A 24,881-nucleotide genomic window follows, 5' to 3' on the forward strand; every position below is an offset into this window, starting at 1 on the left:
GCCGCAGCTTGATCGAGGTGGCCGATCACCGCGTCCGCTGATGCTGGTCGTCGCCCTGATGCTCGCGGTGGTGGGTTGGCTGGCGACTGCGGCTCCGGCCTCGGCTGACTCGGCGGTCGTGGCGTTCCCCGCAGCTCCGGCGGCGGACGATGGCTCGCTGCCGTGCCTGCCGATCAACCCGTTCTGCGTGATCGGCGAGGCGGCCGGCGCGGTGGCGGTCGACGTGTGGGTCAGCGCCATGTTGTCGCTGTGGGAGGCGGGGCTCTGGCTGCTGGAACTGGCCTTCTCGGTCATCGACGCCCTGGCGACCCCGGACTTGTCCGCCGACGGTCCGCTGGCCGGGATCTATCCGGTGACCTTCGGCATCGGCGCCACCGTCGCGGCACTGATGGCGCTCGTGCAGCTCGGGGCCGCGGCGGTGCGCCGGGACGGGCAGACCCTGGGCCGGCTGCTGATCGGGCTGGTGCAGTTCGGGCTGGTGTGGGCCGGCTACGTCGGCGTGGCGGCGCTGCTGGTCACCGGCGTCTCCGGACTGACCACCGCGCTGCTGCGCAGTCTGCTGGGCATCGACACGATGGCCGCCTTCGACCCGTCGATCAGCGTGGGCCGCGACCTGGTCGACGGCACGGTCGCCACCGTGCTCGGGATCTCGTCGATCTTCCTGCTGGTGCCCGCCAGCGTCGGCTACCTGCTGGTGATGCTGGTCCGCGAGGCGGCGCTGATCGTGCTGGCGGCGACCTCGGCGATCTCGGCCGGCGGCCTGCTCGCACAGTCCTCGAGCACCTGGTTCTGGCGCAGCCTGCGCTGGTTCCTGGCCGCGCTGCTGGTCGCCCCGGTGGCCGTGCTTGTGCTGGGCGTGGGAGTGACCATCACCGAAGGGATCGTCACCGGGGCCGAGGAGACCAGCACCGAGGCCACGGTCGGCATGGCGGTGGTCGGCTGCCTGCTGATCCTGCTCGGCGCGATCTGTCCGCTGGCGCTGTTCCGGCTGCTGGCCTTCGTCGACCCGGGCACGTCGAGCGGGGCCGCGCTGCGCTCCTCGCTGGCCGCCTCGGGCGGAGCCGTGGGTGCACTGAGCAACCTCGGCGGCGGACGTGGTCGGGCCGCCGGCGCCGCAGTGGCCGCGGCCTCGGGCGGGGTGGCCGCCTCGGGGGCCGCGGCGCAGCTGGCCGGTGACCGCGCCCAGGGCGAGTCGACGGCGGACGCGGCTACCAGCGGCCGCTTCGCCGGGGCACTCCGGGCACTGACCGCCGGTACCTCCACCGCCGGCCGGCTGGCGGCCGGCGTGGCTGCCTCGGCCGCCGACGTGCTCTCCGGCGCCGGTGTCGGCCACTCCGCGCCCTACTACGGGCAGCCGACATCGAACGGGATGCCTGCGGGCGGTCGTGGGGGCTCGGGGGCCGGGCGACCGTCCCGGCTCGGGCGGCCGCCCGGCCGGGAGGACGGCTCCCGCTCGCTCGGCGGCTCGACGCCCGGTCTGCCCGGGAGCGACGGAGGCGACGGTCCGATCGCCATGGCCTGGCCGGCGCAGCACGTCGACGGCAGCGGGCTCGGCGAACCCGACGGGACCGATCCGCCGGCTCCGCGGATGCCGCGGACCGACGACGGACCCGGCGACGGCGGTGCGCGGTGAGCGCCGCCCGATACAGCGACTACGCCAAGGACGCCTCGGGCTGGTTCCTCGGGATGACCGGCGCCCAACTGGCCCTGGTCACCCTCGCCGGGGTTCCGGCGCTGCTCGCCCTCAACGCCCAGGCCTGGGGCCTGTTCGTCCTGTGGCTGCCGATGTGGGCGCTGCTGGCCGCGGTGCTGCTGGTGCCGGTCCGAGGGCGCTCGGCCGGCCGCTGGCTGGTCGATCTGTTCATGCACGCGATGGGAGCACTCATGGGCTGGACGGTGTTCGGCTCCCGGGCCGCGTCCGGCAAGGCCGAGAACCTGGCCGAGGCGGACCTGCCGGGCGTCCTGGCCGGCATCCGCACCCACGACGGACCGCCTTTCGGTCAGCTGTTCACCCGCCCGGTGATCGTGCAGAACTGCGCAGCCCGGACCTGGGCGGCCGTCGCGTCGATCACCCATCCCGGGATCGGGCTGGCCGAACCCGACGAGCGCAACCGGATGGGCGCCGGCCTGGCCGAGCTGTGCGAACTCGCTGCCCGCACCGAGCTGGTCGACGTCCTGGCCCTGCAGGTACGTACCGTGCCCGACGACGGCACCGAGCGCGCCGCGTGGGAACGAGCCCACACCCGCGCGGACGCCGCACCCCTGGCCACCCGGATCAACGCGCTCCTCGGAGCCACCCTCACCCCGGCCGCGGTGCGCACCGAGGCCTTCGTCACCGTCGTCGTCGGCGAGGCGCGGATGAGCCGCGCCGCGCGGGAGTCCGGCGGGGGTGTGGACGGCCGCGCCCGGGTCCTGCACGGGGTGATGGCCGAGGTGGAGGCGGCGCTTCGCGGAGCGGTCGGCTGCACCGCGGTCACCTGGCTGGACTCCGCTGCCCTCGCCGCCGCGGTCCGCACCGGCTTCGCCCCGGACGAGCGCGGCCAGCTCATCGCCGCCGACCTGGCCGCCGCCGCCGGCGCCCAGCTGACGACCGGGGTGCCGATGGCTGCCGCCGGCCCCAGCCACGCCCGGACCGAGGTGCGGCACTACGCGCACGACGCGTGGGCGTCGGTCACCGACACCGTCCTGCTTCCCGACTCGGGAGCGGTGCTCGGCGCGCTGGCCCCGGTGCTGGTCCCGACGGTGGCGGGGGAGCGGCGCTGCCTGACCGTCTTCCTGGCCCCGATGCCCCTGGACCGGGCCACCCGCCTGGTCGGCCGGGAGGAGATGAGTGCCACCACCGGCAACGAGCTGCGCGCCCGGATGGGGTTCCGGCAGCGGGCCCGGCAACGGCGCGACACCGAGCGGATCGGCGCGGCGGACGAGAAGCTCGCGGCCGGACGGGCCCTGGTCCGCCCCGCCGTCGCCGCCTGCGTCACGGTCCCCGCGACGTGGCCGGTGGCCGAGCACGGCCGACGACTGGATGCGTCCATCCGGGCTGCCGGCTACGTGCCGTTGCGGCTGGACCTGGCGCAGGACTCCGGCTTCGCCGCCGCCGCCGTTCCCCTCGGCGTCGGACTGCCCGACCGCCGGAGCCGACGATGAGCGGCCGCGGGACACGCCGGGGTCGGGACGTCGCCGTCCTGCTCGACGACTTCGGCCACCGGCTCCCTCCGCTGCCTCCCGCGGATGCAGCACCGCGGGAGCGGGGCCCGTTCACCCAGCTGGTGCCCGGCCGCGGTATGCGCGGCCGCGGCCGGGGCCGGACGGCGGCGCTCGCCCCGCTGTCGGTGTGGCGGATGACCTCGGAGCAGACGCCGGTGGTGTGGCCGCTGATCGCCACCTCCGGTCTCCCACCCACCGGCGCTCAGATGGGACTCGACCTGCTGTCGGGCGGCGCGTTCTACTGCGACCCGGTCGGCTGGGTCACCGACGACGACATCCCGGTCACCAACCCGAACGTCGTCGTCTTCGGCAAGCCCGGCCGCGGTAAATCAGCCACGGTCAAGGCCTTCGCGCTGCGCATGCTCGCCTACGGCTACCGCACGCTGGTTCTCGGCGACACCAAGGACGAGTACGAGCCGCTGTGCCGTGCGCTCGGCGTCGAGCCGTTCGTCATCGGCCACGGCCTTCCCGCCCGGGTCAACCCGCTGGCCTTCGGTCCCCTCGGGCACGGCTGGGAGCGACTCGACACGGCCGAAATCCGCCGCCGCGAGGCGCTCGTCTTCGCCCGGTGGCTCGTGCTGCTCCGTGGGCTGGTCGCCTCCCAGGCGGTGCCGTTCGGCCCGGTGGAGGAGACCGCCGTCGGTGAGGCGCTGCGCCTGCTCACCGGGTACCGCAGCGGAGCCACCCGGCTGACCGAGCCCACCATCCCGCAGCTCTGGCACACCCTGGACGAGCCTCCGCCGGAGCTGGTCAGCGGCTGCCGATACGCCGACCGGCGCCACTTCCTCGACGCCACCCGAACCCTGCGCGACGCGCTCGGCTCGCTGGTGAAGGGCTCATTGGCCGGGCTCTTCGACGACCACACGTCGATCCATGTCGACTGGCGCGCCCCGATCCAGTCGCTCTCGCTGTCCCGCCTCGAGCCGCTCGGCGACCACGCCGTCGGCATCGCGCTGACCTGCCTCAACTCCTGGGGCCAGGCGATGCGGGAGATCGCCGACCCGGGTGACCTGCGCATCGTCGTCCGCGACGAGACGTGGCGGCAGATGCGCCTGGGCGCCGAGGCGATGAAGAGCCTGGACGCCAACCTGCGGCTGTCCCGCCGCGACGCCGACGTGCAGATCCTGCTGGCCCACAAGCCGTCGGACATGCTCACCGCCGGCGACGCCACTTCGCAGGCGGTCGCCATCGCCCGCGACCTGCTGCACCTGTGCGACGTCAAGGTGCTGCACGGCCAGGACCAGGCCGTCGGCGACGAGCTGGGCAGCATGCTCGGCCTGACGCCGACCGCCCAGCGGCTGGTCACCGGCTGGGCCGTCGCCGGCAAGGGCCGGGCGCTGTGGCTGGTCGGGGACCGGGCGTTCAAGGTGCAGACCGTTCTCACGGGGCCGGAGCTGCGGCTGACCTACACCAACGAGGCGCTCGCCGCCGGAGGCCCGACATGAGCGGGACGGCGGCGCGCGCAGCGGAGTCGTACGCGCGGGCGTGGCTGTGGCGGGCCGCTGCTCCTTGCGCCCTCCCGGTGTTCGCGGGGCTCACGCTGCTGCTCATCCCGCTCGCGGTCATCGGTGCTCACGAGGCGTCGACGCCGACCGCGTCGTCGGCCTGCTCGATCGGCGGCACCGGCGCCACCGTCGCCGGCATCGAGCTGGACGCCCTCCAGATGGGGCACGCACAGACCATCGCCGACGTCGCCGCCGCGCGGGGGCTCGATGCGTACGCGGCCACCGTGGCGCTTGCCACGGCCTACCAGGAGTCCCGCGTGCGGATGCTGGCCAACGACGGCAGCAGCCCCGAACTCACCGGCGAGCAGGCTGCGGTGACCGCCACCAGCCTGCAGTACCCGCACGACGGGCTCGGCTCCGACCACGACAGCGTCAACACCTTCCAGCAGCGGTGGCTCGCCGGCTGGGGCACCGTCGCCCAGCTGATGGACCCCGTCTACGCCGCCGAGGCCTTCTACGCCCGGCTGGTCGAGGTGCCCAACTGGCAGACCGTCCCGCTCACGCAGGCGGCCCAGGCCGTGCAGATCTCGGCTGCCGGCGACGCCTACGCCCGCTGGGAACCGCTCGCCCGCGAGCTGACCGCCATGCTGTGGCCGGCCGCCCAGGCCACCGCGGCCGACCCGGGCGGCGCGGTGGCCGGCGTCTGCCCAGGCCTGCCGGTGGCTGCTGGGTCGTGGATCCGGCCCACCGCCGGCACCGTCACCTCCGGTTACGGGCCCCGTGGGGGTGCCCTGCACGCCGGGGTCGACATCGCCGGCCCCCGCGACAGCCCGATTTACGCCGCCGCCGACGGCACCGTCGTCATCGCGGCGTGCACCAGCGCCTACTGCGACCGAGACGGAAGCCTGAGTCTGGCCGGCTACGGCAACCTGGTCGAGCTCGACCACGGCGGCGGGGTGACCACCCGCTACGGGCACCTCTCCGCGTACACGGTCACCGCAGGCGAGCGCGTCGCCGCCGGGACGCTGGTCGGCTTCCAGGGCTCGACCGGCAACAGCACCGGTGTCCACCTGCACTTCGAGGTCCGCCAGGACGGCGCGTCGGTCGACCCGGTCCCGTGGCTGGCCGACCGCGGCGTCGACCTGCACGCCTCCGTTGCCGCATGAGCGGTCCGGACCGTCACGAGGGAGAAGCCATGCACCACGCGAACGCAGGCGGTCGGCGATGAACGTCGGCCGGTCGCGGCCCGACGTCGGCCCCGCCAGCTGGGAGATCCCGCTCGCCGCCGCCCTGGTGTGGTCGACGGCCGCCGCGCTCCTGCTGCCCGCCGGCCGCGCAGCCGCGGCACTACTGACCGGCGGCGGCTGGGTATGGCCGCATGGGTCGGCCGCCCTGGTCGCCTCCGTCGGCGGCCTGCTCACCGCCGAGCCCACCGCCGGGCTGGACGCCGTGCAGATGGCGGCGCTACCGCCGCCCGCGGCTGTGTACACCGCCATCGCCGGGTGCCTCGCACTCTTCCTGGCCGCCAGCGGGGGAACGGCCTGGGCCGCGCGCCGATGGTTCACCGGGCGGTCGGGCATGGCCACCTGCAGCCAGGTCGCCGACGTGCTCGGCAGCGGTCGGCTGCGCCGGGTCGGGCCCGTCGTCCGCCCTGACCTGCCCCCGGTTCGCCGGTGCAGACCTCGCCGCGTCGTGAACACGGACGTGGGATGGCGACTGGGCCACGCCGCCGTTCCCGCCGCCGGGCAGCTCTGGGTGCCCTTCGACCGCACGACCGGCGTCTACGGCCCACAGGGGTCCGGTAAGACCCTCGACCTGCTCGCCCCTGCCCTGCTTGACGCGCCCGGCGCGGCGCTGGTCACCCTGACCAAGGCCGGGGACCTGCTGCTCACCGTCGACGCCCGCGCCGCCGGTGACCGCCCCGTCGCCGTGCTGGATCCCTTCGGCGCGGTTCCTGGACTGCCTGAGCTCGTGTGGGACCCCGTCGCCGGCTGCGTGGATCCCATGACGGCCGAGCGCCGCGCCAAGGCCTTCACCGCCGGCACCGTTCCCGGTGCGGTCACCGGCGGCACCATCGACTCGGCGGCCCGCTTCTACGCCTTCGAAGCCGCCAAGGTCCTCCAGGGCTATCTGCACGCCGCCGCGCTGACCGGCCGCACCATCGAGGACGTCCTGGAGTGGGCCGCCCACCCTCAGGCGGCGACCCAGCCGGCCGACGTCCTGCGCGCTCATCCGCACGCCGCGCCCTTCTGGGACGGGCTGCTGCACGGCGCCCTGCACGGCGACCCGCGCACCGCCGGGAACACCGCCACCACGGTGCAGCAGGCGCTGACCCTGTTCTTCCAGACCGACATCCGCCGACGGTGCACTCCCGGGCCCGGCCGGCCGGCCACCGACATCGCCGCGCTGCTGGCCGCGGGCGGCACCGTCTACCTGCTCGGCCGCGAGGATCCTTACGCCTCGGCGGCCCCGCTGATGACGGCTCTGGCCGAGCACGTCCTCGACACCGCCCTGCAGCTGGCAGGCGACGCCCCGACCGGGCGGCTGTGCCCGCCGCTACTGGCTTGCCTGGACGAGCTGCCCTCCACCGCGCCGCTGCCCACTCTGCGCACCCGGATGGCCAACGACCGGGCCCTCGGGGTCAGTTTCCTCTACGCCGCCCAGACGTGGCGGCAGCTGGTGCTCATCTACGGCGAGGACGAGGCCCGCGCCCTGTTCGGGCTCACCAACGTGCTCGTCGCCTTCGGCGGCGGCAAGGACGGCGGCTTCTACCGCGAACTCTCCGAGCTGCTGGGGAGTACCCGGGTCCGGCGCACCTCCTACAGCTACCGGGGCACCGGATGGTCCCGATCCACCCACGGCGAGACCGTGCCCGTGCTGCGCCCGGAAGAGATTCGCCAGCTGCCGCCCGGCCGGGCTCTGGTCGTCGCGGAGAACGCCCCACCGCTGATCGCCGGGCTGACCCGCTGCCTCACCGGACGCCGCGGCGCGCAGCTGCTGGCCGCACAGGCTTCGGCCCGCGACCGTGTCGCCGCCGCCCGCGAACACACCGCCAGCGTGGTCGACCGCACCGGTCGCGCGCACGCCGCGGCCGCCCGCGCAGGGCTCACCCCGGTCGAGCGGGGCCTTCGATGACCGCCTCCCACGTGGCCCTGCCGTTCCCACCGCCGCCGCGGGAGATCCGCCGGGCCTTCGAGCAGCTCCGGCAGGCCGAGGACGCCGGCCTCGAGCCCGCCGGCCTGCGGCTGCTGGACCGGCCCTGGGACCCGGCGACCTGCTCGGCTCATCTGCGCACCCGGCTGTGGCCGTGGCTGGACGACGTCGCCGCCTGGCTCAACCACAGCTACGGCTGGCAGACCACGCAGGCCATCCCCTCCTGCTGGCCCGCCCATCCCCACCTCGTGCACGAACTCGCGGTCCTGGCCTGCCTGCGTGCCACCGCCGCCGACGCGGCGGCTCCGCACGCGCTGGAGGAGTGGCACCGCTACGCGCTGCCCGCCTTCCACGCCCGCCTGGCCGAGCGGCTCGGCATCGGTTGCCCACCCGGCCGGCACACCGACTGGCCCGCCCGCTCCTGGGCCGCCGAATACACCAGCCCGCAGGCGACCGCGGCGCGTCGAGCGCTGTTCGACGGCGATCTCGGCGCCACCTCGACCGGCCACGCTCGCGAAGCGGCAGGAGGCCAGTGATGCCCAGCGCCTTCCCGTCCGACCGCGGCGACTGGGTGTCGCTGCTCGCCGGCGTGCGGATCAGCCGCGCCTGGATGGTCCGGCACACCCCCGACCTGCTGGCTGCCTGGTGCGACGCCGCGACCGCCGAGGGCCGTCGCGCGATCGCCACGCGCATCCTGCAGATCGCCGCCGACCTGGAGAGCGAACCAAGGCACGGCGACGACGACGCAGCCACCGACCCGGTCTGGCGGCAGCTCGTGGCCCGCATCGACGCCCGCCTCGTTCGCGGCCCGGACTGGCTGCCGCTGGCCGCCGCGCTCGCCCGTGCCGCGACCGCCGGCTACGACGTCGCCGAGCGGCTGCCTGCGCTGGCCGCCGCCGCTCCGCTGCCCGACCGGCACCCGGCTCGCGAGCTGCACTGGCGGCTGCTCGACGACTGCGCCGCCGCCCTTCCGGCGCGCGGCGCCACCGACCACCGCTCCTCGACCACACACAGCCCGGTCGGTCCTCCACAGATGTCCCGCAACACCCCTGCGGCCAACCGCGGCGACGCAAGCCTCGACTGAACCAACCCGTGAGAAAGGACGTGCCTCATGACCATCGACACGGTCAGCGACCCGCTCGGCTACGCCGCCTCCCTGCTCGACGCCGTCGGCGCCGACCGGGAGCAGGTACCTGCCGACATCGCCCTGGAGTGCCTCTACGCCGCAGAACTCCTCGAGCTCGCCGGCGGACGCACCCAACCGGTCCCACTGATCGACGGCGACCCCGCCGCCAGCATCCGCGCAGCGATGGGCGCACTCGGCCTCCTCGATGAGCGCACCTTCGCCAGCACACCTGTCCTCGACGCCGCGCGCGCCGCCCGCCACGCCCTGCGACGGCTGGGCTGAACGGTGGTCACCACCCTGCGGCAGCTGCTCGACGAACTCACCGACCGAGCCGCTACCCGCCCCACGGCGGCGACCATCGAGGACGTCAGCGGAGCACTGACCCACCTGGGCCGAGCGCTGTCCGGACTGGCCGAGGACGGGCTCACCCCCGGCGACAGCCACCGGCAGCGCAACGTCACCGCGCTCGCGGCCGCCTGCACGACCGCCGGTCGGTTGTGGCCACCCAACGGCGGGCCGCTCACCGACCTCGCCGGCGCCGCCGCCGACCTCATCGGCCGCGACCGGTCCGTCATGGGCCGCTCCCACCGCTGGGCGGTCACCGTCGAGGTGGCCGAGGTCGCCGACCACTGCGCGCGGCTCGGTCGCCGCCTGCTGCCGGAGGCGGCAGCTCCGGAGCTGGACGTCGTCCGCCAGTTGGCCGCCACCATCGAGCGTGACGCGCAGGTTGATCCGCCGACCGCCGCCGGCTCGGTGGTGCTCGACCGTCTGGTTCCCGTGCCGGATCGGTCGTCCGGAGAGGTAACCGTCCTGGAAGCCGCCGCAGGCCTTCTGGCTGCGCTCGACCGTGCACAGCAAGCCGGCGACCTGACACTGCGGGACTTCCGGGCCGCCGTCGCCGCCGCCGAGCTCACCAGTCGCTACGCCGCTGTGGCGGCGGGCATGACCGGAAGGGACGCGGGACCGCTGCTGGTCGCCGGGCTTGCCTGGCAACTTGCCGGTCGCGCCAGCATGGTCTTCCACGACGGACGCCCAGGAGCGCCCGGCGACGGTGGAGGCGTCGTTGCGTCGTCGCAGGCGCTCGTCGGCGCCCTGCGCAACGAAGTTGGCGCGTCCGCCGACATTGGCGAGCAGCACGGCCAGAAGACGCCCGCGGACGTGGCAGCAACGGTCCAGCAGATCGCGAGCTGCCTGCCGGTCCTCGCCGATCGCCTCACCATGGCGGTCGAGCGCTGGTCCCGCACCGGCCAGCTGTTCGCGAACGCCCGAGACCTGCCACCGATGGAGGCCATGCCCGAGGATCGGATCCAGGCGGTGATCGCGGGACGACACGTGCGAGCCAGCGGCGACGACCTCGATCGCCTGCGGCAGGTCGTCGGTCGGGCCGCCGACCTGTCGACCGGTCGGGCCGACTCGCTACACCGGGCAGTCGCGACGCAGCCGGTGGCGCAACGGCACCGGACCGACCGGCCCGACCGGGAAGCGAAGATGCCGGGCGACTCCGCGCGTCTGCTCAGTCGCGCCCACGTCGCCGACCGCGACAGCGTGAGGGCGCAACTGCTCCACGCGCCACGAGAGCTCCCACCCTCCCGATAGCCGGTCCCGTCTGGTGCTACCTCCCGCCGCGGGCGAAGAGGTCCCGTGACGACTCTCGAACGTTCTGCGCGCCGCCGCTAGGGTCGAGTGCCAGGAGGCGCATCGAGTGGCGAAGGAAACTGCACATCGGATCGGGTACGAGGGTCTGCACGAAATCAAGGAGTGGCTGGAGGCCACGACTAGGTTCGCGTTCTCGTACACGGTCTGGGACAGCGAGCCCATGTGTACCCGTGAATGTCCCGACGGAACCAAGAAGGCGCTCGATTTGGAAGGGAACACCGTGGGAGCGCCCTACGAGCGGCCCCGTCCGGTGAGCGTTGAGTGCAAGAAGTACACCACCGTCGGTGGGCAGGCGGAGGGCTACCGTGAATTCCTGGCCGTCGCGTACGCCAACACGGTGCACACGATCGACTCGATGGGAGGTGACGCCGAGCGAGAGTTCCTGTGGGTGACGTACCACCCCTTCTCTCAGAACAAATGGAACAAGCTGTTGAGTGTGACGCACCTGCGCGGATGCGTTGAGGAGTACAGCAGCCTCCTCGGCGGAGCGGTGATAGACGATGACCTGTTGTCCAAGGTCGCACAACGGATTGGAGTCCTGGTGGTGCACCAGCGGCAGGTGAACCTCCGGCTGACTAAGGATGAGGCGGGGCTGGCGTTGTATCACCTGCGGAAAGAGGGGTACCGGGCATGAGCACGTTCGTGGAGCAGATCTCAGCCGCGCTGGACACCTCGGATGCTCAGGAGGCGGGGCGCCGGGTGCATCAAGTCGTGGCGCAGGAATTGCGCAGCCTGGACCCGACTGTGACGACCGATATCACCGGCTACTTCAACCACTCGTACGTGCCCGATCTCGTCATGCAGTGGGGCAACGGACGGGAGGCGTTCGAGCGCCCCGTGTTCTTGCGGCACTCGTTGCGATCGGGCCGCGCATCCGGCGACCTGGCGGACTTCGACCGGAACGATCTCACGGCGTTCTACCTCTCGCTGGCCCTGGAAGAGCCGGAGGAGGAGACCCAGCGAGTCCGCGCCCGTGCCAGAGAACACCGTGAGAGCCGGGTGCTGGTCACCACGGTGGCCGCACTCGACGACTTGACCCCGACCACGGCGGCTCCCGACCCGGTGCTTGGGCTGGTGAGGTCCAGCATCGTGCGTAGTGCGAAGGGCGCGATCCTCGGCTCCGACGTCGAGAACCTCGTTCTTCCCCGTGACCGGCGGATCACGCAGGCGGAGTTGGACGCGTTCTCCGGAACCGTTTCGTCGGTTTTCACCGAGGATGCGGTGCTCCGCATCAACCGCGTTTTCGGCATCGTCGAACAAGCACTCGCGGACGAGCCGAGCCTCGAGGCGCTGTTGCTGTCAGGTCGGCTTAGCGAGACCGAGATCCGTGAGCTGGTGCCGTATCTCCTCAGCCTCGAAGGCGTGACCCGCGATCGTGACTTCTGGGTGGCCGTGGCGCAGTTGATCGACCTAGCCGAGATCGAGCGTATGTGGAACCGGTTCGCTGACCTCGACCTGACGCCGCTGGCTTCCGCGGCGAGCGGGCTGTGGCGCGCCAAGCGTGTACTGGTGAACGCGCGGTCCGAGGCGATCGACGACGAGGTGTTCGACCGCACGCCCCGATGGTCCGTGACCGGCAACCTTCTGTCAGCAGAGGTTGGCAACTGGCGGCTGACGTTCGCCAACAAGGCCCAAAAGTTGAAGACCGCGAATCGCGGCCTCACGCCTGCGCGCTGGGACGATCTCCTGCCAAGTTTGCAGACATACACCGTGACGGCAGTGGACCTACGTGGCGTCACGACCAGAAGCCAGTACGGGGCGCAGGAATCGACGCAAGACATGAAGCAGCGCATCGCCGCGTTTATCGAGACCGCGGACGACTCGTTCCACCTGCCCTCCGTCACGGTCGCGACGGGCGTCGGTGACGAGCGGTCTGAGATCACCGCTGATTTCACGGAGATGATGCTCGACGCGCAGCCCGATACCGACCTGGCGACCCTCACGTACACTGCGCTCACGATCCTGGGGTACCGCTATCCCACCGACGAAACAGACGTGACCGCACTGCTCGCGGGCACCCCGCTGTCGGAGGACGAGGCGGACGAGCTGTAGGACAACCCGAGCAGCATCCTCTCCAAGAGCCCCCACCGACACGAATAGTCGTCGCCAGGGCTCTCAAACTTTGCGGTGAGTTCAGCGCGCTCCGTGATGTTTTGCTCGAGTCCTCAGCCGGAATGCTCAAGCCGAGGTACTTGATCGCCTGGGCGTGGCGAACGAGCATTGGACCGCACCGTGCAGAACAGGAGCGCAAGGCGACGCTACGGACATGTGTGTGGGTGTGGGCGCCGAGGCAAGAACTGAACGGTCACGACATAAACACGCATTATCCGTCGCGTCAGTCTGCATTCTTTGGGACGGTGCGGACAACACGTAAGAGGAACCGTCACCGAGAGGGATGCAGGTGAGGCGGATTGCCTCGCGCGCCCTGTCCTGTATGGGCCGTCCGGTGAAGATCTTCACTGGGGTGCCTTGAGCGGGACGCACGCTTCGGACCAGCCGTGCTTCTGCGAGGCGCCGAGGAATTCGAGTTGGCGTCGAGCACAGCCCTGTGGACGGTGCCGGGTGCCACGCCAAGTGCCTCGGTGACCCGATCGATGTGCGCCAGCCACCGGCTGGGTGGCAGGGCAACGATGATCGCGCCGGCCTCACGCAGTGCCGCATGGATGTCCGAGTCGCTCCTCTCACGCAAATCCAGCGTCACGCGGGCGTCGAGCAGGATGTCGGCGAGGCTGCGTGAGGAGTCGATGGCCGTCCGCAGTCCGTTGGCGCCGTCACGGTGCACGAGGTCGGCGGGATCGAGCCCCTCAGGAAGGTTGAGGCGGCGCGGTGCATCCCCACGGCTGGTGAGTTGCCAGAAGATGCGCTCAGCGGCCTGCTGACCGGCGGAATCGTTGTCGGTGGCCACGAGGATGCCGGGACCGTCGGTGCGGATGTAGCGGTCGAGGAGGTCTGCCTGCTGGTCGGTGACGGTGGTGCCGAGGGTGGCGACGCCGACCGTCTGCTCCCCGCCAGCCAGGGTGAGGGCAATCGCATCCAGCGGTCCCTCCACGAGAGCCGGAGTGGCTCCCGCCGCCAGGGCGGCTCGGGCCTCGTGGAGCCCGAAAAGGTGCTCGCCCTTGCAGTAGAGGTCGGTGCCCGGTGTGTTGAGGTACTTGGGTCCAGCGCGTCCGTCGTCGGCTGCGGTGGGGTTGCGGCGGGCGATGAAGCCGACGATCGCGCCGTCGACGTCATGGATGGCGAAGGTGAGCCGGTCGCGGAACCGGTCGATCAGCGCGCCGGTGCGGGCGCGCTGGCCGAGGCCGGCGGCGAGCAGCTCCTGGTCGGTGGCGCCGAGGCTACGCAGGTGATCCACGAGCGCAGTCCAGCAGCCGGGGGCGTATCCGAGGGTGAAGCGAGGATTGGCGGTGAGGTCGGTGCCCAGCCGGTCGCGCAGGTAGCTCGGCGCCCAGGAGTCGGGGTATTGGTCGGTTAAGAAGGCGGCGGTCTGGGTGTTGAGCTCGATGAGCCGATCGCGGGCGACGAGGGCAGTGGCCCAGAAGTGCTGCTCGAGCAGGTAGTCCGCGTCGTCGGAGGCCTCGACGGCACTGCTGAGGGTGAACGGGTCCGGCGTGAGGTACCGCGGCGGCGACGCCGGGGGAGGGGTGTCGTAGTCGGGGTCGAACGGAGCGTCCTCGTCGTCGGGTGGCACGTCCGCCGTGGCGGTTGCGGGGGCGGGCACGGGTGGCAGTAGGTGCGCGTCGTCGGGTGGCTGCAGATCGTGCGGCAGCGGTTCGGGGTGCTGCGCGGGGGTTGGGTCGGTGAGGGCGGCGACCCGGAAGACCAGCGCTTCGGCCAGTCCGGTCACGTCGCCGGTCACCGCGGGTGGCAGCCCGGCGAATGCGGCGGTGAGCAGGTCGGCGGGGGACCAGCCGGTGCGGATGCCGTTGGTGACCGCGGCGACCAGTGCCGGCCACGCGGGGTTGGCCAGCACGCGCGCGGCCTGCTCGTCGGGCAGCCGGCCCAGCAGGGTGGCGCACCAGTCCGGGCGCGGTCCGGCCGAGCCCGCCCCGGGCACGGTGGCCGGAGCGACGTGGGGCGACAGCCGCCACCACAGGGCCGCGGCGGGCAGGTCGTCGGGCAGTGGACGTTCTGCGGCGACGGCGGCGAGCATGCCGGCGGCATCGAGACCGGCGCGGTCGGCGGCGGCCAGCCGGTCGGCGAGGACCGGCCAGTGCTCGTCACGTCGGATATGAGGGTCGATGCCGTCGGCCAGCGCCGCCCACACCGAGCTGTCCCGGACGGGACCGGCGGCGGTCACCGCCTCGTCCAGTTGCGTCTGGGATCGGCGTTCCGCAGCCGGGAGCCGGGGCGGTCCGGTGGGGCGCCGGTCGCTGTCGGGAACGGCGAGTGCTGCGCGCCAGACGGCGAGGTCGGCCCGCAGTGCCTCGTGGTCCGGGCCCAGCAGGCGCTGAGCCCAGGTCGGTGCGGTGGCCGCGGTCATCTCGGTGGCGGTGGAGGTGACCCGTGCCGCGCAGGTAGTGACGTGATCGGCGCGGGCGGTCAGGTAGGGACCCCACCGCGGATCGTCGGCCAAGGCCGCCGGGATGCCGGGCAGCCACGGCAGCGGGCCGCCGGGCCCGAACTCGGGCAGCCGGTGGTCGAGGACGGCAGCGGGGTCGTTCGCCGTCTCCAGTTCCCGCGCCCCCGCCGTCGTCCTCAGGACGGCGACTGGGTCGGCGCCGGTGAGCGCGAGCAGCGTCAGGTGCCCGCGCAGCGCCGGCCACGCCGGCGCGCTGGTCAGCCCGGGGTGGAGGCGCTCGGCGGCGTTCTCCAGTTCTTCTGCAGTCGCGGCATCCAGGCGGTGGTCGGCGGCGACCCGTAGCGCGTCGGCGTACCGCGTGGCGGCGGCGTGCAGCTGCTCGGCCGGGTCGGCCAGCGCCCGGCGAGCGCCGGCCGCGGAGGTCTGGGCGCCGTCGCGAGCCAGCATGCCGGCCAGCAGGTCGGTGGCGGTGGGCGGTGAGACGGCGGCGGGAGTGACGATGCTGTGCGGGTCGCCGTCGCCGACGGTGGCCAGGTACAGGTGGTTGGCGGCGCGCCCACGGGAAAGCGCGACGTAGAGCAGCTGTCGCGACTCGCCGCCGGTGAGCACGGTGTGGCAGACGTCCGCGGTGACGCCCTGGGCGCCGTGCACCGTGGTCGCGTAACCGAGCTGCACGTGCTCGGCGACGTAGCCCGCCGGCAGGGTGAGCCGCCGTCCGGTGCCGGTGTGGACCACGTCGAGGGCGCCGTCGCCGCCGACGGCCTGGACGGTGAAGCGGTCACCGTTCTTCACCCACTCGGTGGCGGTGATCGGCAGCCGCCGGTTGTTGGAGCGGGTGATGACCGGGTCCCCGGCCCCGGCGCGGGTGCCGTCGGCCAGCTCGACCTCGGCACTTGGGGAGGAGGCGGCACCTGCCAGCCGGTCGGCCTGCGCCCGGTGGTTCAGCTGTGTGACCAGGTCCCGGGTGGCGGCCAGCAGCAGTGCGTCCATGCCGCGGCCGGAGTCGGCGGCCCAGGCGGCGTAAGCCTGCTCGGCGCAGGCGGCCAGGTCCCCGACGTGCACCCGGCCGGAGTCGAGGTAGAAGCCCAGCCCGAGGGTGTCGCCGTCCCGGACGGCGACGGTGGCCGCGGCCTCGGCCGGGTCGGTGAAGCGCACCAGCTGGGTGAGGGTGACCGCGCCGTGGGTGGCGGCGATCTCGGCCAGCACGCCGCCGGCGGCGACCGAGGTCAGCTGCTGGTGATCACCGACCAGCCGTACCGATCCGCCCCGCCCCAGGACGTACTCGACCGCACGGGCCAGCTCACGGGTGCCGGCCATGCCGGCCTCATCGACGACCACCAGCGTGGTTGGCCCGATCCCGGCCATCCAGTCGGGTGCCTGCCCGGCGTCGAGGCACCAGATGAGCTTGGCCAGCGTGTCGCACGGACCTCTCAGAGAGTCGCGCAGCCCGGCGGTGGCCACGGCCGACGGCGCCAGGCCGAGCACCGTTCCGCCGCCGGCGGTCCAGGCGCGGGCCAGGGTCGCAAGGGCGGTCGTCTTGCCCGCTCCGGCCGGGGCGAGGGCCAGCTGCACCCGGGCGCCGCTGCCCGAGAGCTCGCGCACCAGCTGCGCCTGGCCAGGATTGAGCTCGGCGCCGTTGGCGGTGGCTTCGAGCAGCGCCAGCTCCACCGTGGCGTCATCGGCACGTCGGCCGTCGCTGCGGCCAGCGGCTCCCAGGAGCAGCGCTTCGGCGTCCAGCACCGCCTGGCTGGTGTAGAGCCGCGCACCGGCGACGGTGTAGACGCTGGCCCCATCCGAGCGGCGCAGCTCAGCCGGCTCGACCACCGGATCCGACTCACCCAGCGGAACGGACAGGCCGGGGGAGAGCACCCCCTCGGTGACCCGGGTGACTGCGCCGTCCACGTCGTCCGGTGCCAGGGCGGCGGCTCGTACCAATCGCTCGGCCTCGGCGCGCACGTGCCAGACCTGCCAGGTGGCCCGCGCAGCGGAGACGGTGTCCAGCACCCGGACGGCGGTCGACCGGACCCAGGCCTCGGTGACCCCCGGGTGCGGGGACCCGCGAGCGCCCAGTACGCGGCCGAGCATTCGGGTGATGCGGTCGGGGCCGCCGAGGACGGCGATGGCCTCCTGCCGCCAGGTGGCCCGCTGCTTGGCGAGGGAACGCGGCTCATGCTTGGAGCCGCGCGTCTCCAACGTCGCCTGCTGCGCCAGTGCGATCGCCTCCACCGCCGTCGGCGGCCGGCCGTGGTCGCGCTGGAAGTCGCCGGCCAGCACCGCGCGGCGGGTGTCGATGTCCCGGCGCCGCGACGACCACGCCGTCAGGAGTTCTTCCTCCATGCCGGCGATCTCCCGCACCGTCCGCCGCCCCGGGGTGGGGCCAGGACGGTCGGCGAATCGGACACCCAGGCGGGTGACGAGGTGCGCTTCCAACCGGGTGTCGTAGCGCTCGGAGGCGGCGACGGCAGCCTTGTGCAGCACCCGCCCGTCCAGTGCCCGCCAGTGCCCGTCGAGGGTCTGCACCTTGTTGCTCACCGCCACGTGGCTGTGCAGATCGGGGTCGCCGGCGCGGGAGTCGCGGTGGGTGAACACCGCGGCGATCAACCCGGTGGTCTCCACCTGTCGCACCCCGTCGGTACCCAGCCGGGTGAAGCACGCGTTGGCTTCCAGCCAGGCCAGGGCGTCGGCGACCGCGGCGGCGTGGGCGGCCTCAACCTCCTCGGCCACCTCCCGCGGTGCCAGCGCCCACAATGCCGACACCGACTTGACCGGGGAGAAGGTGAGGTCGTAGCCGGCCACCGCCGTCGTCGCCGGCCGTGAGACCCGGGCGAGGAACCCCGACAGCTCGCGGGCGTCGCGGGGCGCGCGGCCGTACGCCTCGGCGAACATGGTCCTGGCGAGGTTGCTGCGAATCCGTGCCCGGTCGCCGTCCGGGACCGGGGCTGTGGCCGATTGTCCGCGGGCAGTGTTGAAGGCGGCGAATTCATCCGCGCAGCGGGCTCGGAAGCCGTCGGCTTGAGGAGCGAAGACGTAGAAGGCCCGCCCCAGGGCCCCTGCCGCCCGCGCTTCCTGTGGCGTCTGTCCCCGGGCCAGGGCCTCCTGCTGCAGCCGATCGGCGTCGGGATGTCGTCCCTCCCCGAAGAGCGACTTCATCTGCTCTTCGGCGACGGGCTGACCGGCGCTCACGCCGCTGAGCCCGGCGATGCCGTTGCCGGTCCACCTCCCTGGGGACTCTCCGCGCTGGGAGTAGTAGTCGCCCAGCCCGGCGTGACCCCGCTCCGTCGTGTCGAACGCTGCCACCTGTCGCGTCAGGTACGTGTAGCCGTCCCCGGCGGTCAGCTTGTGCAGCGTCATCACGGCCGCGGACCGTAAGAAGGCGGACTCCATTAGGGCTGCCGCACTTCTCCAGTAGTTCGATGGCGGGAGGGAGTCGGCCAGGGGCCCGCGACGATCGCGTAGACGGGGACATGACGCAGATCCCCGCGCGCGACGACCAAGGCTTCGCTCGCGAACCTTCAGGCCCCACCTGGGCGTGGACGCCCGTCACCTGCCAGCAGACCGCCACGGACGGGCTGCCCGAAATGCAAGACGTGTGTGCCTCTCGATCTTGATCATCCTTCAGTGGGCTTGGTGCTACAAAGCACGATGTTGGGCCGCCTGGAGGACTCCTCGCGTCCCTTCACGTGGAAGTCAGGTCAGGGTTCCGCTTGCTCGCCGTAGTGGTTGACAGGCGACCTGGGGCGGACAGCAACCCCAGACCGATCACCACAATGTGCCTGGGGTCCTAACGAGGCGCTGTATCCGTGGTGCGAAGCCGGTGGCTCACCTAGCGTCGGAGGACCCGGCTGTGCTCGAGCGCGCCGCCGTGGTGAGCGACGTGCTCGGTGGCTCAGGAGCCGGGGCTGGGGAGCCGAATCGCGGCGGAGTGAGCGGTCGACCAGTCGGCGTGAGCTTCCCGAGGCGGACCGCGGCTAGTGCCGCTGGCACTTCGCGATCCAGGAGCTGTCGACGCCCAGCGCCTTGTACATCTCCTTCCGGTCGCCCTCGAAGTCCGGCCCGTACACCAGCCGGTCGTACTTGCAGCTCAGCTTGGCCGCCATCGTCTCGACAGACTCTGCGTCGCCGATCGCGGTGGTCAGGAAGTCGCGCAGGGCGACGACGTCCTCGACTTCGTAGCTGCAGACGAGTCCGAAGTCGAGGGCGACCATGCGGTCCTCGGCGAGCAGTTCGCGGAACGTCTGCGCGCGACGCTCGGCCAGGCCCAGCATCCGGTAGGGGCGGAGCTTGGTGGTGCCGCTGATGAGGGCGCGGGCGTTGGCCGGCAACCCCTCGGTGTCGGTGACGTTGTTGTCGGTGCCGATCCGACCGGTCGCAAGCAGCGGGTAGTAGATCGGGACGAACTTCGCCGAGCGGAACAGCCGGGGCAGGAGGTCGTGGAGAAGGCGGTTGGGGTTGTGGTCCTTCGCTCCCGCCAGCATGTCCCGGCAGAGGTCGGCCCGAGTGAACGCTCGGTACCCGCGCTCGCCGAGGCGTTCCAGTGTGCCGATCCCGACGACGACCTCGATCTCGTCGGGGTTCGCGTCGTCGTCCATGGGCAGCACGTGGACGCGCCCGGACGGCTCGGCGGAGAAGGTCAGCTCATAGACGCTCTCGCGGAGCTGACGCAGGAGCTTGACCGGGAACTGCTGCGGCAGCTCGCCGAGCGTCCCGTAGAGGGCCTGGTAGTCGGTGCAGACGAACTCTCGGATGCTCAGCGTGTGCTGCCCGACGGTCATCGAGCTGCGTGCCAGGGCGCCGGTCTCACCGTGCTCCGGGCGGCGCACGAATATCAGCCGGTCGTTGAGGACGTCGATCTGCTCCGGGGTGAGGCAGGCGATCAGGTTACTGAGCATCCTGTTGATGTGGGCGTCACCGAGGCTGTAGCCCAGAAACATCACCGGGTGCTCGACGAGCATGGTCAGCAGCTTCGCGATGAGGTACGGGTTGCGCTCCCAATACTCCGCGTAGTCCTCGCTGGTGAGCACCATCGACTTGGGGTCGGTGACTGATCCGTGGATCTTGTAGATCTCACCGATCGTCTGGGTGGTGGCGAAGAGGACGTCCTGCTGGCCGACGAAAACCTCCAGGTCCGGGAAGTTGTCGTCGAAGACGGTGTCGTAGTTAGTGGTGACGATCGCGTGGGCCCGCACTCGGGACAGCGCTTCGAGTTCCCTCTTGACCTCGGGGTCGTCGATGTACGGCAGCCCGGAGATCGACTTGGCGATCTCGAACTTCAGGGGGTCGGCCTCCTTCTCGACCTCAGCCTCGTAGGACTCCCTGGACTCCGCGTACTCATCGGAGTTGAACCAGATGTCGTAAAACTTCTCGGCGATGAGGCTGGCGATCTTTGGCCGGTCACCGTCGGCGCGACCGCGGTAGAAGGAGATGGCGCGGTTGGTCAGGCTGGCGAACTGCTCCAGCAGGCCGTCCCAGTCGGGTGACCCGATGTAGCGCCGGGACATGCCGGACCCAACGAAGAGGACCGGCAGCGCGTTGGCCGCCACGATGACCTCGCGCAGGGCTGCCAGCTCGGGCGACGTCGACTGCTCCTTCTTGACCACGGGGTCACCGTAGGAGACGGGTACGACAGCACGGGCGTCACACCAGCCGGTAGACGTCCTCGGGCCGGACGTCGTCGGTCGCCAGAGTCGGCCAGGTCATCTGCACCGGCAGGCCGACCAGTCGATCGTGACGCGGACACAGGTACGCGACCGGCAGGACGCCGAGGACCCCACAGTAGGTCCAGAAGGCCTTTCGTGTCGGTGGTCGTCGTAGAAGGGCAGCTGACGGTGCAACTGCACCTCGGCGGTGACCCCGGCGAACTCAAGCCCCGCCCGGCACCGAGCAGACGAAGCAGGTGCTCCCGAACAGCTCATCGTCGCGGTGGTCCGCTTGGCGATGGCCAGAGACGCACTCGGGGTTGTTGCACAGCAGCCGCTCCGGGTGGAACGGGCACAACAGCGGCCGGCGACCCGGCTCAGCGTCCTCGACGCTGTCCATGGGCATGAATTTGCACGGTTTGTCTCGTCCATGATGTGCGAGCGCGGCGGGGCCTGGTCGCGGAGCGCTTAGGCGATGTCCTGGGGAGGGTCTGTGCTCAAGCTCAGTACGTCGATGCTCCCGTCGTCCCGAGGCTTGGTGTCGAGGTAGTCGGAGGCCAAGAACATGAGGCGGTCTCGGACGAGGCCAATGTCGTACCCGGTCGCCTCGGCGATCTCCTCGTCGGAGCAGGATGCGCCGCTCGCCAGAGCCTGCCGAGCGGCTCGGTAGACCGCCTTGGTCTCCTCGCTGAGGCCGTCGTCGTAGTTGGTCATGTCCTCATCCTGCTCAGGCGCAGGTCAGAGGGCCTACCCGAGGCCCAAGGCCGCGATGACCTTGTCGACAGCCGCAACGAGGGTCTGGCCGATAGCCGTCCCGGTCCCCGTGAGCGCCACCTCCTTGACCTTGTCGAGGAGGGTCCGGACATCGCCACCGAAGGCCTCATCCTGCCCGGCCGTCTCGCGGAGACTCTCGACCACGAGAGCCGCCTCGCGGGCCTGGTCCTCGTTGAGGCCGAGGAGCCCGGCGTTGGTGAGTTGTGCGAGTGATTCCGCGAGCCCTAGGAGCTGCCGGGAGTTGTCCTCCGTCATCTGAACGGTTGTCGTCTGGGAGACGTTGGAGGCGTTGGCGGCCACGTTGTTGCCGGAGCCCGTCACGTTCACGGTGGTCACGGAGTATGGGGCTGGCTGCTGGGCATCGGCGTTGACGGATCGCTCGGACTCCACGGCCTTCTGTCCCTTCGTGGTGATCATCGGGTTGTAGACCTCGCCGCTGGCGATCGTCACGCCCTGGAGGTAGCCCTCGTCCCGGAGCCACTGGCTGGCGCTGCTGATCTCCTGCTCGGTGAAGGGCTCGCCGTAGTAGGTGTTGTGCGCGCTGGATGAGAAGTCGTCGATGTCGGGGTACTCGTCTCCATCGAGCGTGCGGTCGTACAACCAGCGGAGGAAGGCGTCTCGGGATATCTGACGGCGGCGGAGACGGTTACCACGCCGGGCCGCCACGTCCTCGATGAGGTCCAGGCCGGGCGGCAGTACGTCGGCTGACCAGCCCGCCCAGCCAAGGGTCTTCTGGACTCGAAGCAGGCCGTCGGCCTCCAGGGCCTCAAGGTTCCCTGCGACGGCTTGGGCGCCCTCCTGGTCGTGACCTTCGAAGAGGGGCGCGAGGTCCACGATGGCGCCCGGCGACTTCCCGCCGTTGTCGGCGATCCAGTCGAGGAGCCGGAGTCGTGCCTGGACAGCCGGAGGGAGGTTGCTGCCCCGTGAGAGATCCATGGCGTGACGCTAACCACTGGGGGTGACACTTCGTGGCCGCATGGCGACACCTGCAACACGATCCGTCCCGAGCCTGGAAGGCTCAAGCCGAGGCGAGTGCCGCCCTGGGAGGAGATGAGCGTGGAGGATCTTGCTGGGCGCTCCTACGTTGCCCGCATCTACCGGGTCTCCGACCGGCAGGACATCCACGATTTCCTCGTCGGGGCGGTCGAGCGGTCCGGCGGTCAAGTCCTGTTCTCTAGTCCGGCTAACCGGGCACCGCTCTACCTGGGTGTCCAGACGGCGGCGGGGGACCGGCTCGGCCTGCTGATCTACCACTTCCGCATGACGCACAACACGATCAACAACCGGCCGGCGGACGAGGTGCGAGGCCAGATGCGCTACGGCGGCGAGGCGACGTGGCACGCGGCGGAGCACTTCGTTGGGCAGGACGTCGCCGGAGTCGACATCACGCTCATGCTCGGCGTTCACGTTGAGGGCGATGTCTTGGTCGGTCTTCAGCCTGCGATCTACAACCCCATGCCGTTGGGGATCAGCTTTTACGCCAAGGCGAAGAGCCTGGATGTCGCCCGCGAACAGTCGTGGGCAGTGTGGGAGCACGAGACCAAGCCGGGGAAGCGGCGGACGGAGGCTCGCTCGTCCGGCCTGGAGACCATGGTGGCCTTCACTCCGGAGCGGCTTCTGGACTATGCCCTCTTCGAGCGCCGAGCCACCGACCTCGCGTTGGACCAGCCGCTCCGGTTCAGCACGGCCCAGGACGTAGCGAGCCAACGGCTGGCGAACCAGGGGGCGGCGGCGGGCCTTCACGAGCTGGAGCAGGAGTTCAGCCTCTCCAGCCGCGAGATCATCGACATCATCGCCGGGCGAGGTCGTCTGAAGGTCGCCGTCCGTGGCGGCGTGGCGGAGCACCACTTGGAGCGCACGCTCCGGGCAGACCCGGCCGTCGGCAAGGTCGAGCGGCTCGACTTGGACGCCCTCCACGACTTCGACGTGACGTTGAAGGACGGCCGGGAGCTGCGGGTTGAGTGCAAGAACGCCAGCCCTGAGCGGTACGCCAACGGTGACTACAAGGTCGAGGTCCAGAAGACGCGGGCCTCGAAGGGCGACCCGGCCAGCCGCTTCTACCGCGTCGACCAGTTCGACGTGATCGCGGCGTGTCTCTACTCGCCTACCCGCGAGTGGGCCTTCCGGTACCAGCTCACCGAGCGTCTGACCCGTCATTCAGCCTTCGGCGATCGGCTTGCGCCTATGCAGCCGGTGACGGGCACGTGGTCGCGGACGCTGGCCGCTGCCGGATCGTGACGCCCGTCGGCGTCGGTGCGCCAGAGCCGGACTTGTCGGACCTGGCTGGCACACTCCGGCATGTGGGGAGTCGTGGAGTAGCTATCTCGTTGTTCTCTGGCGCAGGGGGTCTCGATCTAGGGACCGAGAAGGCGGGCTATGAGGTCGCCGCGGCCGTTGAGCACAACGCCGACGCGGCGGCCACCATGGAGAAGAACTTCACGCACCTCCAGTCAGAGGTCATCCGCCGGGACATCCTCAAGGTGCCGACGAGCGAGCTGCTTCATGCTGCGGGCTTGAGCGCCGGCCAGCGTCCCGACCTTCTGATCGGCGGCCCGCCTTGCACTCCGTTCAGCAAGTCAGGTTTCTGGCTTGAGTGGAAGCGGTCGGGCCTGGACCCGGATGCCTCCTTGCTTCAGGCGTACACGCGGATCCTCGATGAGGCGAAGCCTCGGGCGTTCGTTCTTGAGAACGTCTACGCGCTGACCTACAACAACAAGGCGTCGCGGCCCGCCTATGAACGACTGCTCAGGGAGATCGACCAGGCTGGCTACCACTTCGCGGCCAAGGTCCTCAACGCAGCCGACCTCGGGGTTCCGCAGGCACGGCCGAGGCTCTTCGTCGTGGGCGTTCCCAAAGGCGAGAAGCTTCCGGAGTTGCCCGAGGCTAAGCACGGTGGAAGCTGGGAGCGGCGAGTCACCGGGTCGTCTGACCGACCTCATGTGACGGCGGGGGAGGCCCTCGCCGGACTGGTGACGGAGCCGGAGCCGGAGGAGCAACTCCGAGGGCAGTACGCCCACCTGCTCGCCGACATCCCGCCGGGCGGCAACTACCTCCACTACACGGCCGAGAAGGGTCACCCCGACCCGCTGTTCAAGTGGCGGAGCCGCTACTGGTCCTTCCTGCTCAAGCTCGATCCGGACAAGCCGTCGCCGACGATCCAAGCTCAGCCCGGTCCCAACGTCGGGCCGTTTCACTGGGAGAACCGGCGGCTGCGGGTGCCCGAGATGCGGCGGCTGTTCACGTTCCCCGACGACTTCGACTTCGTCGGCACCCGATCCAGCATCCAGGCGCAGCTCGGCAACTCCGTGCCACCGCTACTGGCCCGGCAGGTTGTCGAGCGGGTCGCAGAGGTCGCTAGCAACTGACCC

The 24,881-nt window shown here is 71.4% G+C and carries 18 protein-coding genes; 13 read left to right on the plus strand and 5 right to left on the minus strand.

What is annotated here, in order from left to right; translation table 11 throughout:
* The first annotated feature begins 40 nt into the window (after positions 1 to 40).
* The 11 genes from C5507_RS04005 (at position 41) to C5507_RS04055 (ending at position 12,636) form a co-directional block, all read left to right on the plus strand.
* A complete protein-coding gene (locus tag C5507_RS04005) occupies positions 41 to 1,633 on the plus strand; it encodes a hypothetical protein (protein ID WP_104527238.1) in 1,593 nt (530 codons plus the stop codon).
* Entirely contained in the window at positions 1,630 to 3,144 is a 1,515-nt protein-coding gene (locus C5507_RS04010) for an SCO6880 family protein (protein WP_341272901.1), read from the plus strand. Before C5507_RS04005 ends, C5507_RS04010 begins: the two co-directional genes overlap by 4 nt.
* Positions 3,141 to 4,649, plus strand: a complete 1,509-nt coding sequence (locus C5507_RS04015; RefSeq protein WP_104527239.1) for an ATP-binding protein — start codon at positions 3,141 to 3,143, stop codon at positions 4,647 to 4,649. Before C5507_RS04010 ends, C5507_RS04015 begins: the two co-directional genes overlap by 4 nt.
* Complete coding sequence (locus C5507_RS04020; protein WP_104527240.1) at positions 4,646 to 5,815, plus strand: M23 family metallopeptidase; 1,170 nt, start codon at positions 4,646 to 4,648, stop codon at positions 5,813 to 5,815. The genes C5507_RS04015 and C5507_RS04020 overlap by 4 nt, the downstream gene beginning before the upstream one ends.
* A gap of 58 nt (positions 5,816 to 5,873) precedes the next feature.
* On the plus strand, positions 5,874 to 7,784 hold the full coding sequence (locus C5507_RS04025; RefSeq protein ID WP_104527241.1) for a type IV secretory system conjugative DNA transfer family protein: 1,911 nt from the start codon (positions 5,874 to 5,876) through the stop codon (positions 7,782 to 7,784).
* Complete coding sequence (locus C5507_RS04030) at positions 7,781 to 8,338, plus strand: hypothetical protein (protein WP_165400419.1); 558 nt, start codon at positions 7,781 to 7,783, stop codon at positions 8,336 to 8,338. The genes C5507_RS04025 and C5507_RS04030 overlap by 4 nt, the downstream gene beginning before the upstream one ends.
* Positions 8,338 to 8,886, plus strand: a complete 549-nt coding sequence (locus C5507_RS04035) for a hypothetical protein (protein WP_104527242.1) — start codon at positions 8,338 to 8,340, stop codon at positions 8,884 to 8,886. The genes C5507_RS04030 and C5507_RS04035 overlap by 1 nt, the downstream gene beginning before the upstream one ends.
* 27 nt (positions 8,887 to 8,913) lie before the next feature.
* Entirely contained in the window at positions 8,914 to 9,210 is a 297-nt protein-coding gene (locus C5507_RS04040; RefSeq protein WP_104527243.1) for a hypothetical protein, read from the plus strand.
* Between the two features lie 213 nt (positions 9,211 to 9,423).
* A complete protein-coding gene (locus C5507_RS04045) occupies positions 9,424 to 10,524 on the plus strand; it encodes a hypothetical protein (RefSeq protein ID WP_242610939.1) in 1,101 nt (366 codons plus the stop codon).
* A 106-nt stretch (positions 10,525 to 10,630) separates the two neighbouring features.
* A complete protein-coding gene (locus tag C5507_RS04050) occupies positions 10,631 to 11,218 on the plus strand; it encodes a hypothetical protein (RefSeq protein ID WP_104527245.1) in 588 nt (195 codons plus the stop codon).
* Positions 11,215 to 12,636, plus strand: coding sequence for a hypothetical protein (locus C5507_RS04055; RefSeq protein ID WP_104527246.1), 1,422 nt, complete (start codon positions 11,215 to 11,217; stop codon positions 12,634 to 12,636). Before C5507_RS04050 ends, C5507_RS04055 begins: the two co-directional genes overlap by 4 nt.
* 331 nt (positions 12,637 to 12,967) lie before the next feature.
* Here the strand turns inward: C5507_RS04055 and mobF are convergent, their stop codons facing one another.
* The 5 genes from mobF to C5507_RS04080 all read right to left on the minus strand — a co-directional run bounded on the left by mobF (position 12,968) and on the right by C5507_RS04080 (position 22,449).
* Positions 12,968 to 18,454, minus strand: a complete 5,487-nt coding sequence (gene mobF / locus C5507_RS04060) for a MobF family relaxase (RefSeq protein WP_242611353.1) — start codon at positions 18,452 to 18,454, stop codon at positions 12,968 to 12,970.
* Between the two features lie 617 nt (positions 18,455 to 19,071).
* Positions 19,072 to 20,700, minus strand: a complete 1,629-nt coding sequence (locus C5507_RS04065) for an SIR2 family protein (protein ID WP_104527247.1) — start codon at positions 20,698 to 20,700, stop codon at positions 19,072 to 19,074.
* Between the two features lie 262 nt (positions 20,701 to 20,962).
* Positions 20,963 to 21,139 carry a hypothetical protein gene (locus tag C5507_RS04070; protein ID WP_158657506.1) on the minus strand — a complete coding sequence of 59 codons (177 nt, stop codon included), beginning with the start codon at positions 21,137 to 21,139 and terminating at the stop codon, positions 20,963 to 20,965.
* 68 nt (positions 21,140 to 21,207) lie between these two features.
* Positions 21,208 to 21,453: a hypothetical protein gene (locus C5507_RS04075; RefSeq protein ID WP_104527249.1), complete on the minus strand. Its 246-nt coding sequence runs from the start codon at positions 21,451 to 21,453 to the stop codon at positions 21,208 to 21,210.
* 33 nt (positions 21,454 to 21,486) lie between these two features.
* Complete coding sequence (locus C5507_RS04080; RefSeq protein WP_104527250.1) at positions 21,487 to 22,449, minus strand: hypothetical protein; 963 nt, start codon at positions 22,447 to 22,449, stop codon at positions 21,487 to 21,489.
* A gap of 120 nt (positions 22,450 to 22,569) precedes the next feature.
* Here C5507_RS04080 and C5507_RS04085 point away from each other — a divergent pair, with 120 nt between their 5' ends.
* Both C5507_RS04085 and C5507_RS04090 read left to right on the plus strand, forming a co-directional pair.
* A complete protein-coding gene (locus tag C5507_RS04085) occupies positions 22,570 to 23,751 on the plus strand; it encodes a hypothetical protein (RefSeq protein ID WP_207225647.1) in 1,182 nt (393 codons plus the stop codon).
* On the plus strand, positions 23,718 to 24,878 hold the full coding sequence (locus C5507_RS04090) for a DNA cytosine methyltransferase (protein ID WP_242610940.1): 1,161 nt from the start codon (positions 23,718 to 23,720) through the stop codon (positions 24,876 to 24,878). The genes C5507_RS04085 and C5507_RS04090 overlap by 34 nt, the downstream gene beginning before the upstream one ends.
* The last annotated feature ends 3 nt before the right edge of the window (positions 24,879 to 24,881 follow it).

It is taken from the genome of Blastococcus saxobsidens, assembly GCF_002938435.1.
GTDB classification, from domain to species: domain Bacteria; phylum Actinomycetota; class Actinomycetes; order Mycobacteriales; family Geodermatophilaceae; genus Blastococcus; species Blastococcus saxobsidens.